This window comes from Poseidonibacter lekithochrous (genome assembly GCF_018861145.1).
Lineage (GTDB): Bacteria > Campylobacterota > Campylobacteria > Campylobacterales > Arcobacteraceae > Poseidonibacter > Poseidonibacter lekithochrous_A.
Genome location: NZ_JAHKQT010000017.1, coordinates 112,556 through 127,506, shown reverse-complemented (window position 1 = coordinate 127,506; position 14,951 = coordinate 112,556). Strand labels below are relative to the sequence as shown.

Annotated in this window: 16 protein-coding genes; 9 read left to right on the top strand and 7 right to left on the bottom strand. The window is 28.2% G+C overall.

Annotation, left to right across the window (positions count from 1 at the left end; all coding sequences use genetic code 11):
- Nucleotides 1-106: 106 nt before the first annotated feature.
- The 7 genes from KO488_RS06485 to KO488_RS06455 all read left to right on the top strand — a co-directional run bounded on the left by KO488_RS06485 (nucleotide 107) and on the right by KO488_RS06455 (nucleotide 6,825).
- Nucleotides 107-2,161 carry a 4Fe-4S binding protein gene (locus tag KO488_RS06485; protein ID WP_216057982.1) on the top strand — a complete coding sequence of 685 codons (2,055 nt, stop codon included), beginning with the start codon at nucleotides 107-109 and terminating at the stop codon, nucleotides 2,159-2,161.
- Entirely contained in the window at nucleotides 2,154-3,098 is a 945-nt protein-coding gene (locus tag KO488_RS06480; protein WP_216057981.1) for an FAD:protein FMN transferase, read from the top strand. The genes KO488_RS06485 and KO488_RS06480 overlap by 8 nt, the downstream gene beginning before the upstream one ends.
- A 113-nt stretch (nucleotides 3,099-3,211) precedes the next feature.
- Complete coding sequence (locus tag KO488_RS06475) at nucleotides 3,212-4,033, top strand: HDOD domain-containing protein (protein WP_216057980.1); 822 nt, start codon at nucleotides 3,212-3,214, stop codon at nucleotides 4,031-4,033.
- A 57-nt stretch (nucleotides 4,034-4,090) separates the two neighbouring features.
- Nucleotides 4,091-5,215: a bifunctional 2-C-methyl-D-erythritol 4-phosphate cytidylyltransferase/2-C-methyl-D-erythritol 2,4-cyclodiphosphate synthase gene (locus KO488_RS06470; RefSeq protein ID WP_216057979.1), complete on the top strand. Its 1,125-nt coding sequence runs from the start codon at nucleotides 4,091-4,093 to the stop codon at nucleotides 5,213-5,215.
- A complete protein-coding gene (locus KO488_RS06465; protein WP_216057978.1) occupies nucleotides 5,212-6,102 on the top strand; it encodes a DNA-binding response regulator in 891 nt (296 codons plus the stop codon). The genes KO488_RS06470 and KO488_RS06465 overlap by 4 nt, the downstream gene beginning before the upstream one ends.
- A gap of 9 nt (nucleotides 6,103-6,111) precedes the next feature.
- A complete protein-coding gene (locus tag KO488_RS06460; RefSeq protein WP_216057977.1) occupies nucleotides 6,112-6,591 on the top strand; it encodes a phosphatidylglycerophosphatase A in 480 nt (159 codons plus the stop codon).
- A gap of 9 nt (nucleotides 6,592-6,600) precedes the next feature.
- Nucleotides 6,601-6,825, top strand: coding sequence for a DUF2798 domain-containing protein (locus tag KO488_RS06455; RefSeq protein WP_216057976.1), 225 nt, complete (start codon nucleotides 6,601-6,603; stop codon nucleotides 6,823-6,825).
- A gap of 11 nt (nucleotides 6,826-6,836) precedes the next feature.
- On the opposite strand, the gene carA is transcribed toward KO488_RS06455, so the two are convergent.
- The 7 genes from carA to KO488_RS06420 all read right to left on the bottom strand — a co-directional run bounded on the left by carA (nucleotide 6,837) and on the right by KO488_RS06420 (nucleotide 13,721).
- Nucleotides 6,837-7,958 (bottom strand): glutamine-hydrolyzing carbamoyl-phosphate synthase small subunit, encoded by a 1,122-nt coding sequence (gene carA / locus KO488_RS06450; protein WP_216057975.1) that lies wholly within the window; start codon nucleotides 7,956-7,958, stop codon nucleotides 6,837-6,839.
- A 1-nt stretch (nucleotide 7,959) separates the two neighbouring features.
- Nucleotides 7,960-8,511: a DUF507 family protein gene (locus KO488_RS06445; protein ID WP_216057974.1), complete on the bottom strand. Its 552-nt coding sequence runs from the start codon at nucleotides 8,509-8,511 to the stop codon at nucleotides 7,960-7,962.
- Between the two features lie 4 nt (nucleotides 8,512-8,515).
- On the bottom strand, nucleotides 8,516-9,769 hold the full coding sequence (locus tag KO488_RS06440; protein ID WP_216057973.1) for an adenylosuccinate synthase: 1,254 nt from the start codon (nucleotides 9,767-9,769) through the stop codon (nucleotides 8,516-8,518).
- A gap of 1 nt (nucleotide 9,770) precedes the next feature.
- A complete protein-coding gene (locus KO488_RS06435) occupies nucleotides 9,771-10,616 on the bottom strand; it encodes an ATP phosphoribosyltransferase regulatory subunit (RefSeq protein ID WP_216057972.1) in 846 nt (281 codons plus the stop codon).
- 5 nt (nucleotides 10,617-10,621) lie between these two features.
- Complete coding sequence (locus KO488_RS06430; protein ID WP_216057971.1) at nucleotides 10,622-11,731, bottom strand: pyridoxal-phosphate-dependent aminotransferase family protein; 1,110 nt, start codon at nucleotides 11,729-11,731, stop codon at nucleotides 10,622-10,624.
- A gap of 81 nt (nucleotides 11,732-11,812) precedes the next feature.
- Nucleotides 11,813-12,298, bottom strand: a complete 486-nt coding sequence (locus tag KO488_RS06425; RefSeq protein WP_216057970.1) for an ankyrin repeat domain-containing protein — start codon at nucleotides 12,296-12,298, stop codon at nucleotides 11,813-11,815.
- Nucleotides 12,279-13,721 carry a catalase gene (locus KO488_RS06420; protein WP_216057969.1) on the bottom strand — a complete coding sequence of 481 codons (1,443 nt, stop codon included), beginning with the start codon at nucleotides 13,719-13,721 and terminating at the stop codon, nucleotides 12,279-12,281. Before KO488_RS06420 ends, KO488_RS06425 begins: the two co-directional genes overlap by 20 nt.
- Nucleotides 13,722-13,878: 157 nt before the next feature.
- On the opposite strand from KO488_RS06420, the gene KO488_RS06415 reads away from it, so the two are divergent.
- Nucleotides 13,879-14,322, top strand: coding sequence for a MarR family winged helix-turn-helix transcriptional regulator (locus KO488_RS06415; RefSeq protein WP_228319051.1), 444 nt, complete (start codon nucleotides 13,879-13,881; stop codon nucleotides 14,320-14,322).
- 46 nt (nucleotides 14,323-14,368) lie between these two features.
- A complete protein-coding gene (locus KO488_RS06410) occupies nucleotides 14,369-14,935 on the top strand; it encodes a YceI family protein (RefSeq protein WP_216057967.1) in 567 nt (188 codons plus the stop codon).
- Nucleotides 14,936-14,951 lie beyond the last annotated feature (16 nt).

Here is a 14,951-nt window from a genome sequence, read left to right as displayed (position 1 = left end):
GGATAATTATTGTCTTAATTAAAGAGCATTTTATTAATTATCGCTAATCCTAAGCTATATTCATATTATATACTCTTTATTAACTTAAAAAAACTAAAGAGGTATTATGATTCGTTTAATTTTAATAATATTTATTTTACTTGTATCTTTTAATAACATCCATGCTTCAATGACAAAAGAAGAACTTACAAAATTTATAACTAAACCTATGAGTCTTGGAAAAAAAGATAAAGCCCTTCCAGTATGGGAAATATTAGATGAAAATAAAAACCTCCACTCTTATATATTTGAAACATTCGACTTAGCACCAATTGCAGGTTTTTCAGGTGGAAAAATGAATATATTAATAAAAATGAGTATTGAAGGCAAATTTTTAGATGTTTATCTTTTAGAGCAAGATGAGCCTGTTTTTGTTTCAGGTCTAGGGGTACAGCCTTTTATAGATTTTTTAAAACAATATAAAGATAAAACCTTAAAAAACAGTATAAAAGTTGGCGATTTAAAAAGCTCTGGGAATACTGTTTATTTAGATGGTGTAAGTAAAGCAACAGCATCTGTAAAAATTGCAAATGATAGTATCTTAGCCTCTTCTATTAAGATTGCTAAAGAAAAACTTTCAGGTGTTGCACCTAAAGAGATTTCAAATCCTAAAAAAGATTTATTAGAAAAACATACTTGGGAAAGTCTTCTAGATAATAAACTTGTTAAAAATTTAAAAGTTACAAAAAAAGAAGCAGAAAAACTTTTTGAAAATACAGAGTATGTAAATGAACTTTTAGATGAAGAAAAAAATGAACTCTTTTTAGATTTATATGTAGCTGATTTAACTATTCCTTCAATTGCTAAAAATATAATAAAACAAACAACTCAAAACGAATTAGATGGACAACTCTTAGAAACTGAAGAAGCAATACTCATATTAGCAAATGGTGCGCATCAAATCTTAAGAGAAGATTTTGTAAGAAATACTTCTCCTGATACTTTAGAAATACAACAAGAAGGTTTTGCTTTAAATATAAGAGATGGAGATTATCAAATTGATTTATTAGAAGGTATTCCACAATTTGATCAATCCTTAATTTTGCAAGTAGATAAAAGGTTTGATTTTGACCCATCAAGTTCTTGGACATTAAATACAAAACTAGTACGTGGAGATACAACTTTATATTCAATTCCTGTTATTAAAAATTTAAGTTTAGATGTACATATAGATAAAAAATATTTTGACATTAAAGAGAAAGTAAAAGAAACTCCTCTTTGGCTTGCTTCAATTTATGAGCAAAAAGAGAAACTAATAATATTAACTCTATTATTAAGTGGGTTGTTTATAATTTTATTTAAGTATCAAGTAGTCCTAACAAACTTGCGATATAAAAGAAGTTTTCTTCTTTTAATAACACTATTTTTTATAGGTTGGTATGGACAAGGTCAGCTTAGTATGGTTACTATCTTAGGTTTAGTAAAAGCAGTAGTAAATTCTCAAAGCTTACAATTTTTATTATATGATCCCTTCTCACTTATAATTTGGTTCTTTGTTTTACTATCATTAGTTATTTGGGGTAGAGGAACATTTTGTGGTTGGTTATGTCCATATGGAGTACTTCAAGAATTTTCTCACTATTTAGGAAGAATATTAAAATTACCCCGAATTAGATTTTCAGAAAAATTAAATTCTAAACTTATATATATAAAGTATGTAGTACTTGCATCCTTAATTCTTTCAGCTATATTTGCTCCAAATATTACTGAGTATTTAATCGAAATAGAACCTTTTAAAACTTCAATTACTTTAATCTTTGATAGACAATGGCCGTATGTAGTTTATGCCTTATTTTGGTTAATTCTAGGAATGTTCTTATTTAAAGGATTTTGTAGATACTTCTGTCCTTTAGGAGCATTCCTTTCTTTAATGGGTAGATTACAAATATTAGACTGGTTACCAAGAAGAGCTGAGTGCGGAAACCCATGTAATAACTGCCATAAAAGCTGTAATTATCAAGCAATTGACAAAACTGATGGTCATATCAAATATGCAGATTGTTTTCAATGTTTAGATTGTGTTCAAATTTATAGTGATGCAAATTTATGTAAGATATTAAAAAAAGATGCAAAAAAAGAAAAAGATATGGAAATTAAAGATTGGAGAAAAACAAATGTCTAAAGTATCAAGAAGAAAGTTTTTAACAATTCTAGCTAGTTCTTTAAGTCTTACTTTACCTTTTGATAAATTAAATGCAGAAAATACTAAAGAATCCTTAGTAGCATCTTGGAAAGGAGTTGCTTTAGGTGCAACATCTCATATGACATTATTCCATTCAGATAAAAACTATGCAAATGAAAGTTTAAAAATTTGTATTAATGAGATTAAAAGATTAGAAAAAATCTTTAGTCTCTTTGATACAAATTCTTCAATTTCAAAATTAAATAAAGATGGTGTTTTAAAAAATCCACCCAAAGAATTAGTTGAAGTATTAAACTTTGCACATAAAATATCTGTAAATACAAAGGGAGCTTTTGATGTTACTGTTCAACCCTTATGGCTTGCACATGACAAAGCTTTTAAAACAAAAGGTAATAGTCAAAATCTAGAAAAGTATATAAATAAAGCTATTAAACTAGTATCTTATAAAAATATAATTATAGAGCAAAAAGAAATACGGTTTAAATTAAAAGATATGAAAATAACACTAAATGGAATCGCACAAGGATATATAACTGATAGAATTACAAATATTTTAAGACAAAAAGGTTTTAAAAATGTTCTAGTTGATTTAGGTGAATTTAATAGTATTGGAGGACATAAGGATAATAGAGATTGGAATATTGCTACTCCATATTTAAAAAATAAAAAATATTTAAAACTAAATAATAATGCATTAGCAAGTTCAGGTGGATATGGTACAAGATTTAGCAAAAAATATCATCATTTATTTGATGTAAATACAGGAACAAGTGCAAATTATTTAAAATCAGTTACTGTAAAAGCGGAAAATGCAATATTAGCAGATGCCCTAGCTACAGCATTTTGTGTAATGTCAAAAGAAAAAAGAAAAAGGCTTCTAAATATATATCCTAATATTGAAGTATATATTTCTTAAGTTATATATATAAATTATTTATCAATACTTTTAACATTTATTTTATTACTTATGTAAGTTTCTTTTCTATATAATTGCTTTTATATATACTTGAAATACAACTTAGGAATAATATGAAAAAAATTTTAATAAAAAAGATAGATTCGCTACCTCCATTACCAAGTAGTATTATCGAGTTAGAAGATTTTAAAAGAATCAAAGACTCAAGTCCAGAAAAATTAATAACAATAATTGAACAAGATCCTTTAATGGTTACAACAATTTTAAGAATTGCTAACTCTGCTATGTTTGGATTTAGAAGTGAAGTTGATACTTTAAGTAGATCTATTCATTTATTAGGAATAAATTTTACTATTTCTGTTGCGATGGGAACTTTAATTCAAGATACACTTAAATCTAATCTTTGCGCTTATGCAGTAACAACTGATGACTTTATATTTACAAGTGCCTTAGCTACAAAAATTGTTAATACTTGGATTTCAAGTATTGATTTTGATTTAAAAGATGAATTACTTCTCCCTGCATTTTTACAAGAAACAGGAAAATTTGTAATCTCTGAAATAATTCAAGAAAATAAACAAACTGAAGAATTTTTAGATGAATTAAATAAAAATGAAGATATGTCTTTATGTGAAGAAAAGTTTGTAGGATATAGTTGTGCTAGAATTACAGCAAATATATTTAAAAACTGGTCACTTGGACATAATTTAATATTTTCAATTGGATTTGTGGGAGATATAGAAAACTGCCCTAAAGAATTTATTCAAAAAGTACAAATACTTGAAATTATAAAAATACTAACTAATGTAAGAGCCCCTCTTAGTGATGATTCTGTTGAAAAAGCAATAGCTAAAGTTGTTGAATACCAATTAGATTTAGAACACTTTATTAATTCAATAGATGCGATAAAAGAAGAGTTAGATAAAAATTCTTAACTTATGCGTAAGTAACTTTTAACTATAATATGTAACTTTTTTACACAAGGGACTTATTTGCTAGATGTTACACTGATAATATTATGTGCTGGAAATTCAAGTAGATTTGAACATAAAGCAAAAAAACAATGGTTAAGAACAGATAATCATCCGCTATGGTTAAATGTTACAAAAAAGATGTCAGAATATGCTGATTTTGACAAAATAATAATTACTTCTTCCAAAAATGAACTTTCCTATATGAAAAACTTTTCTGATGATTACTGCTTTATAGCAGGTGGTAATACTAGACAAGAATCTATTGTAAATTCATTAAAAGAAGTAAGTACAAGTCATGTAATGATTTCAGATGTAGCAAGAGCTTGTATTCCTAAAAGTGTAATTATTGATTTATTAGAAAATAAAAACCATGCTGATTGTATAGTACCTGTATTAAATGTTTCAGATACTGTAATTTATGATGAAAATACAATAAATAGAGATAGTGTAAAATTAATACAAACTCCTCAACTTTCAAATACAGAGGTTCTAAGGAACTCATTAAAAACAAATATTGAGCATACGGATGATAGTTCTGCAATAAAAGCAAATAATGGAACTATTAAATATATTCAAGGAAGTACAAAAAGCAAAAAATTAACTTTTGGAAATGAAATTGATGAACTAGCTTGTTTAAAAACTCCTTCTAATAACTTCTTTACTGGAACAGGATTTGATATTCATCAGTTTGAAGATAATAAAGAAATGTATCTAGGCGGAATTAAATTACCTGTAGATTATGGGTTTAAAGCTCATAGTGATGGAGATGTATTAATTCACTCTGTTATTGATGCACTTTTAGGAGCTGCTGGAGCAGGAGATATCGGGGAGTTCTTCCCTGATACAGATGAACAATATAAAGGTATTGATTCAAAGGTTTTATTAGAAAAAATTGTAGAGTTTATTTATAATGTTGGATATGAAATTGTAAATATTGATTTAACAATCATTGCTCAAAAACCAAAAATAAATCCACATAAACAAGAAATTAAATCTTCAATTGCAAAATTATTAGGAATTGAAAAACAATTTGTAAACATAAAAGCCACTACTGCTGAAAAGATGGGTTTTATTGGAAGAAGCGAAGGCGTTGCAGTACAAAGTATAGCTACTTTAAAATATTATAATTGGACTAAAAAATGAATATATTAATTATAGAAAATGAAATTTACTTAGCACAAAAAGTAGTTTCAAGATTACTAGATGATGGGCACAGTTGTGATTATATTGAATCACCAAATATAGATAACCTAACTAAAGATTATGATATAGTTTTATTATCTACTTCCCTTCCCTCTTCTTTATGTAAAAATATAATTAAAAGATATAGTCAAACTTCAATTATACTTTTATTAGTTTCATATATTTCAGATGAAACGGTTACTAATCCAATTAAAGATGGCGCAAAAGATTATATTATGAAGCCTTTTATAATGGATGAATTAGTTAGAAAGATATACCACTACAAAGAGTGTAGATCAATGAAGAAAGAGCTTCAAAGCTTAAGAGAGTATGTAGATTTTATTATGGAAGATATTGATACTAAAGAAGTTTTACTTCCACCTTCATTTCCAACATTAATAGAATCAAATTCACAAAAGAGTGCCGATAAATTAGTATTTGAACTATCACGAAAATTAGATAAACCAATCTCTTTTATATCTCTTTCTACATCAACATGGCAAAAGCAATTAAATACGATTGATAAAAAAAGAATCATTTATTTAACACAATTTCATTCATTAAAAAGAAGTGCAAAAGAAAATTTAATCAAATTAATTGAAGATAAAAATTGTGTAATATCTTCACTAGAAAGTGAAGAAGATTTTCCATATAGGAAAGTAGAATTTAATGATTCAAATTTACTAATGAGTAATACGAATATTATGACAATAAATGATTATGTAAAACTAATGGTTTTATCATACCAATCAAAATACCCAGACACAGAACTTTCTAAAAAATTAGGAATTTCAAGAAAATCTCTTTGGGAAAAAAGAAAAAAACTTGGTATTGAAAAGAAAAAATAAGGATTAATTGTGGATTTTAGAAAATTTTTTTTAACAGTTGGATATTCAGGTTTAAGTCCTAAAGCACCAGGAACTGTAGGTTCTTTTGTTTCTTTATTATTAGTTTTAGCATTACTGCCATATTTACATGTATCTACAATTTTTTTAATAGCCTTATTTATTAGTGTAATTGCTGTTAAACAAATAGATATTTATGAAAAAGAAGTAGGTGTTCATGATGGCAAAGAGATTGTAATTGATGAATTAGCAGGTATGTGGATTGCCATATCAATCTGTGGAATCACTCAAGAAAATCTGATGATTATGGCACCTCTTGCTTTTATTTACTTTAGATTATTTGATATTTGGAAGCCATCTATTATTGGACGTATTGATAGAGATGTAAAAGGTGGATGGGGAGTTATGGGAGATGATTTAGTTGCTGGAATTGCAGCAGGAATTGCAACTGCTGCAACATATGAATTATTTCAAACACTTACAACTATATAAAGAATTAAAATGATTCCAAGAAAATATGAAATAATACTATTTGCTTTTTTAATGAGCTTATTTATGTCAGGTTTCATGAGCCTTGTGATTACATATATTAATTTAGGTGTTGTTGACAGTTTTATAATTATTTGGTTAGAAGCTTATTGGAAAGCATTTTTAGTTGCATTTCCAACAATAATAATAGTAGTTCCTTTTGTTAAAAAAGCCGTAGGAAAACTATTAGTAAAATAAGGGGTTAAACCTTATTTTACAATCTTTGCAAATTCATTAAAGATATATTTTGACTCATGAGGACCTGGAGATGCTTCAGGGTGATGTTGAACTGAGAAAATCTCTTTATTCTTATATTTTACACCTTCAATAGTATTATCAAATAAATTCTGGTGTGTAATTTCTGCTATTTCTATAATATTATCTGGAACATTATAGTTATGATTTTGTGCAGTAATTTCTACTATATTATCAGGATTTGCAACAGGATGGTTACCACCATGTTGACCAAATTTTAATTTATATGTATCATATCCATGAGCAATTGATAACATTTGGTGTCCTAAACAAATAGCAAACATTGGAATATTTGCATCAATTAGTTTTTGAACTTCTTTCTTTTCTTCTGTAAGTGTTAATGGATCACCTGGACCATTTGAAAGAAAAATTCCACCAATTTCTTTTTTCTCAAATCTTTCAATTAAATCAACAGCTTTAAAAGATGAAGGAATAACTTCTACTTCAAGACCTGATTGTACTAATTCATTTAAGATATTTCTTTTAACACCAAAGTCAACAACAACAACTTTTTTGTCACTCATAACAGCTTTATTATATGCTTTATTTTCATGATCCCAAGCTCCAAACTTATGAACATAAGCTTCTTTTGTAGATACTTGCTCAATATAGTTGATATCTTCAATTCTAGGACTTGATGCTAATTTTTTAGCTAACTCTTCTTTTGATGAAATTTCAGTCGAAGCTATCATCATCATAGCCCCCTCATCTCTTAACATCTTAGTTAAATATCTAGTATCAATGTCACAAATACCTAAAACATTATGTTCTTTTAATAATGAATCTAAATTATCAGTAGCTCTATAATTAGAATAATCATGATGATAATTTCTAACTAATACACCTTTACAGTGACAAGTTTTACTCTCCATATCATCAGAGTTAACTCCAACGTTACCAATTTCTGGCATTGTAAAAGTAACAAATTGACCTGCATATGATGGATCTGAAATAATTTCTTGATATCCAGTTAATGATGTATTAAAAACTATTTCACCAACAGATGTACCTGTCGCACCAAATGATCTTGCTTCTAAAAATGTTCCATTTTCTAAATATATCCAAACTCTTTGCATATTAAATCAATCCCCTTTTAATTAATTCTTCTTCATATAATCTATGATAAATAATATCATAATCTTCAGTTCCTGGTATTAGCTTTCTTTTATATGTTTTAATTTTTTCATAAACAGCAGAATCTGCTTCTTCAAAACCTTTCATAAATTGCTCAATTGAAGCAAAAATTACATTTTTAATTTGATTATCAGAACATGTATAATGAATATAATCTTCATCCCATAAATAATCTAAAATCTGATGTGCAATATCAGAGAATCTATCTTCATTATTTAAAATAACTCCAAAATCATTTGCTAATCTTTTTTTAGTCATCCAAAATAATTGTCTTCTATCTGCATTATGAAATTCTATTTCTTCTTCTTGTTCATCTAAGATTGAATCAACTTTTTCATCTAGATCATACTCTTTATCAATATCAGCATCTAGTATTTTTTCTACTTCAGCTTCAATACTATGCTTTTCTTTTCTTATTTCAACAAACTCACAAGTAACTAAATCTCTTGTGATTCTTCTTGAAATATATGGTGTATGATGTGTCTTCATTCTCATAATACTATCCTCTTATAATTGTGTCAGCTCTTTCTGGTGAAGTCGAAACAATTCCTACTTTAACAGATGTTACTTCTTCGATTTTTTCAATATATTTTTTTGCATTTTCAGGTAGTTCATCATAATCTCTTGCACCTACTAATGTATCCCATCCATCAAATTCTTCATAAATTGGTTTTACATTTTCTAAATCAGATGGCATATAATCGATTCTTTCACCATTTAAATCATATGCTACACAGATTTTAATTTTTGGGAAACCATCTAATACATCTAATTTCATTAATGATAATTGGTCACAACCATTAAGTCTAGCTGCATGTTTTACTGCAATTGCATCAAACCAACCACATCTTCTACCACGTCCAGTTGTAACACCAACTTCTTTTCCAATGTCAGCTATTTTTTGACCTTCGTCTGTAAAATCTTCAGAAGGGAAAGGTCCATTTCCTACTCTTGTAGTATATGCTTTGACAATTCCCGTTACAAGTCCTATATCTTTTGGACTAATTCCTAAACCAGTACAAGCTCCTGCACTTACAGTTGAAGAAGAAGTAACATAGGGATACGTTCCATGGTCAATATCAAGTAAAGTACCTTGTGCACCTTCTAATAAAATCTTTTTATCAGCATCAATTGCATCCCACACCATTTTTGTTGTATTTGCAATAAGTGGTGCTAAAGCATTTTTATAAGAAGTTAATAGTTCTAATAATTCATCTTCTTTTGGAGTGGCAATTTCAAGTACATCAAAAATTGCTCTATTTTGTTCAAAATATTCTAAAATAGAAGCTGTTAATTTTGTAGGGTTTAATAACTCACCAACTCTAAATCCAGATCTAGAGATTTTTTCAGCATAAGCAGGACCTATTCCTTTTCCAGTTGTTCCAATAGCTTTATCACCCTTTAATCTCTCTTTTGCTTGATCAATTAAAGCATGATATGGTAAGTTTAAATGTGCTTTATCAGAGATAAATAATCTACCTTCTAAATTTCCAAACTGTTCCATTTCTTTAATAATTGATTCAGGAGATAAAACAACTCCATTTCCAATAATATTAATAGCTTTTGGATTTAAAACTCCAGAAGGAATTAAATGAAGTGCAAATCTTACACCATCAACCCAGATTGTATGACCAGCATTATGTCCACCTTGACTTCTACAAACCATATCGTAATTTTGGGCAAGCATATCAACCATCTTACCTTTACCTTCGTCACCCCATTGTATTCCTACAATTAAATCTGCTTTACTCATATTAATCCTCTAAAATTTTTAATAAACTATCTGTATAAAGTGCAAAACCTAGTGAACATGAACCCTCACTTGAGTACATTCCACCCTTACACACTGTTAAGTTATCACTGATAACTCTATAATAAATACCATCGTAATATTTTAAGAAACCGTAATAAAGTGGTGCAATAATAATATTTGAATAGTTAACTTCTTTTGCTTTACATAATAGTTTTTTTAATTCTTCTTGAATAGAAGCAGGAACTACTAACGCTACTTTTTCTAAATCTTCAATATTTTTAACTTTTAATAATTGATTTAACCAATCACATTTAAGTTTAAATAGTGATGCTATTTCACCATTTTTAAATAATTCAATATCAATATTTAATTCATTAGCTACTAGCTTTGGAATATTAATATTTGATATTTGTAAAATAGGTTCTACATCTAAAGCTTTTAAAATATCTGTAGTTAAATTCATCATATCAGATATATTATCATGCCCTATCCACTCACAACCAATTTGATACTCTTCTGTTGAAGGATATGTAAATATAGGCTGAACATAGAACCATTTTTTATGTTTTGTTGTTCTTCCAAGTCTTTTAGAAATAATTCTAACTACATCTAAAGTTGAATCAGCTCGTAAAGAAACTTGTTCGTTCTGCTCATCTGAAAACTTAATTAGTTTTTTTTCATTTTCAATTGATTGATGTTGAGAATAAGAAAAGTTTGGAGTAATAATCTCTTCAAAACCTTTATTATCTAAAATCTCACATACTTTGTTTTCTAAAGCTCTTTTAGCCTTTGCAACTTTACCAAAGTATAATCTACTTCCTTTTGGGATTTCATGCTCAAAAACCATCTATTCTAGTTTCCTTTAAACATATTTGTAGAAAACACTCTATTCGCAGTTCCATCAAATGTTCTTATTTTTAATTCATCCATTGCTAATTCAATTGTATTTAAAACCCATGCAGCTTCATTATCATCAACTAAGCCCATATGATTAATTCTAAAAATCAATGATTTAATATGATCTTGTCCACCAGCAATATTTACATCATATTTATTTTTTAATATTTTTCTAATTGCAGGTGCATCTTCAGTATAAATTGTAGTCATAGCATTTGCAGGAGTTGAAGGATAAATCTTACAACCAATTGCTTTTAATGCTTTTCTAGATGAACTAGCTCTTAATGCAGTTTTTTCATATAAAGCATCAAAACCACCATTGTTTTTAATATTTGATAAAATTTCTCGTAATCCAATGATAAGTGTAGTAGCTGCTGTCCATGCTGTAGTATTTTTTCTTTGTTGTTTAATTTCTGTCGCTAAATTAAAATAGAAACCTCTTGATTTCTTTTCTATTTTTGCAACTGCATCATTTGATAAACCAATTACTGCAAGTCCTGGAGGAAGCATTAAAGCTTTTTGACTTCCTGTAATTACTGCATCTAAGTTTGTAGTATCAATTTTTTCAACACCGATTGCTGTAATACCATCTGCAATAATCATAATATCTCTGTTTAATTTTTTAACTTCTTGTGCAATTTGCTCTACAGGATGTCTTAATCCTCCAGCACTTTCACAAATTTGAATAAAAATCGCATCAATATCTTTATCTTGTTCAAGAGTATAAAGCACTTCTTCAACAGTAACTGCTTTATTCCATTCATTTTTAATTTCAGTATATTCAATATCGAAAGCTTTACATATCTTTCCAAATCTTTCACCAAACTTTCCTGAATTAATAGTAAGAGCTTTTTTATGTGTTAAGTTTGTAATACAAGCTTCCATAGCACCTGAACCACTAGATGCAAGCATAACAACCTCATCCATATTGTATAGTTCAAATAATAACTCTCTCGTTTGGGCAAAAATAGCTTCAAACTCTGGAGTTCTATGATGAATTGTAATATCGGCCATTGCTTTTCTTACAAATTCTGGTACAGGAGTAGGACCTGGAGTTAATAACATATTCGTTTCCTTATTTCATTCTTTATAGCAAAACGTATTATTTTATCTAAGTTTTTATTATGAAGAGGTTAAGAAAAGAAATCAATTTTTTCTAAAAATATTTTTAATTTTTGCTACAAAAGTAGAAATACTTTCTACATCAATTCCTACTATTTTATGTTTTTTTAAAGGAGCCTTATTTTTTAAATATTTTACTATTTCTTTATGTCCAAAGATGCTTGCAAAACTTATAGAATTATTTGTAATTGTAGCACCACTTTCGACAAGTAATTTTACTATTTCAAAATAACCTTTAAAACAAACTCCTTCTAAAGGGGTTTGTTCTCTTTGATTTACTTTATCTAAATCAGCACCATTTTTGATTAACATCTGTGCTGTTTCATAATTACCATTATAAGTTGCCAGCATTAGTAATGTATCATCTTTAATTGTACAAAGATTTATAGGCATTCCATAAGATATCATCTTATCAAGATCATGTGTATTACCTTCTCTTGCATAATCTAATGCAAGTAATTGAAGTTCTACATATCTTTCTTCTTCTTGGCTACTTACTATTGTTTCCATCTAAAGCCTTTTTTACACCATTTGCATATGCAGATGATATTTGTTCAAATAGCGCTATTTGTCTATTTATAATATCATTTGGAACATCTTGCATTCCTGCTGCAATATTAGTGAAAAGTAGATTTTTTTGGCTCTCATTCATAAGATTAAATAAATCTCTAGCTTGATAGAAATGATCATTATTTAAGCTTCTATCATATCTTGCTGCATCACCTTCTAATGGATATGCAGGTTCTAAGTATTGGGCATCTTCTTTTGCTCCACCAAAACTATTTGGCTCATATATAAGCCCAGCTGTTTTATTTATATCTTCAAAACTCATAGAACCATCTTTATGATAAGTATTAACTTCATTTAAAGGTCTGTTAATTGGTAATGCTTCATAGTGAGTTCCTACTCTATATCTTTGAGCATCAGGATATGCAAAACCTCTGGCTTGTAACATTTTATCAGGAGACAATGCAATTCCAGGAACCATATTTGATGGAGAAAATGATGCTTGTTCCACTTCATTAAAATAATTATTTGGATTTCTATTTAATTCCATAGTACCTACATCTATAAGTGGATACTCTTTTTTAGACCAAACTTTTGTTAAATCAAATGGATTATCTCTGTGATTTTTTGCTTGTTCTTCGCTCATCACTTGAATTTTTAAATCCCATTTTGGGAAGTCTTTATTTTCAATTGATTCGTATAAATCTTTTTGAGCACTTTCTCTATCATTTCCAATTACAACACTAGCTTCTTCATTTGTAAGATTTTTAATACCTTGTTGTGTTACAAAGTGAAATTTAACCCATGTTCTTTCCTTGTCTTTATTTATAAAACTATATGTGTGTGAACCAAAACCATGCATATGTCTATATGAGCTTGGTATTCCACGATCTGAGAATAAAATAGTAACCTGGTGTATTGACTCAGGAGTTAATGACCAAAAATCCCACATTGCAGTTGGGCTTCTCATATTTGTTCTTGGATCTCTTTTTTGTGTATGTGCAAAGTCTGGAAACTTATATGGGTCGGCTACAAAGAAGATTGGAGTATTATTTCCAACTAAATCCCAGTTTCCTTCTTGTGTATAAAACTTCATAGCAAAACCTCTTACATCTCTTTCAGCATCAGCAGCACCTCTCTCACCTGCTACTGTTGAAAACCGCATAAATAAAGGTGTTTGTTTTCCGATTTCACTAAAAATATCAGCTTTTGTATATTTTGTAATATCATTAGTAATAGTTAAAGTTCCATGTGCACCTGAACCTTTTGCATGCATAGTTCGCTCAGGAATTCTTTCTCTATTTTGATGTGCAAGTTTTTCTATTAAATAGTAATCTTGCATTAATAAAGGGCCTCTCTCACCCGCTGTTAAAGCATCTTGATGACTACCTACAGGTTCCCCTGCTGTTGTTGTTATTGTTTTCATAATTTTCCTTTTATTCTTATATATATTCTAACAGTATGTCAGATTTAAACTTAAAGGATAATTATTATCTTCTAATAATTTATATAATATTGATATATTTATTACCAGTATTGACTTTATTACTAATTAGTAGTATAATTTTGTCAAGGGATTAATGATGAATAAAAAAAGTTATGGATTAAGAACTGACAAAGCTATGAAAACAATTGTTAGATTAGAAAGACTTAATTTAAAAATACACACTCAAACTGTAAACTATTTATCAGAACATGACCTTACGTTTAATCAATTTAAAGTACTTGAAGTTTTATATCACAGAGGTGATTTAAATATAAGTTCAATTACAAAACTTACTATGAGTACTCCTGGAAACATTACGGTAGTTATAAAAAATTTAAAAAGAGATGGCTGGATTACTTCTATTTTAAATCCTGAAGATAAAAGAGCATCAATATTAACTATCACGGAAAAAGGGAAAAAGGTGATTGAAAAAGTATTTCCAAATCATGCAAAAAATCTTCATAATTGTGTTGAAGACTTGAGTGATGAAGAGTTAGATACTTTTTACAATTTATTAAATAAAATTTATAACTCTATTTAAAAAAATTTAATCTATTACTACTAATTAGTAATAAAAGGACAATAAAATGAATTTCAAAAAATTAACACTAGCCTCACTTATTACAGCATCTGCACTTTTTGCTGGAACTTACAATGTGGATACAAGTCACTCTAATATTGGCTTTAAAGTAAAGCATTTAATGATTACAAATGTAAGTGGAAAGTTTGACAAGTTTAGTGGAACATTTGATTATGATGAGAAAACTAAAACATTAAACTCTTTAACTGGAAATATTGAAGCTTCTTCAATTAACACTGAAAATGAAAAAAGAGATGAGCATTTAAAATCAGCAGATTTTTTTGAAGTTACTAAATATCCTAACTTAACTTTTAAGTTAGATAAGATATCTGGAGATAATGCTTATGGGAAATTAACAATTCATGGTATTACAAAAGATGTAAAACTTGATTTTGAAAATAATGGAAGTATAACTGATCCATGGGGAAATAAAAGAGTAGGTTTATCTTTAAGCGGAAAAATTAATAGAAAAGATTTTGCTCTATCTTGGAATAAAGCTCTTGAAACTGGTGGAGTTGTTGTTGGAGAAAAAATAAAACTCGATATAGAATTAGAAGGAATCTTAGCTAAATAAGCTAAGGTTTTTTAAA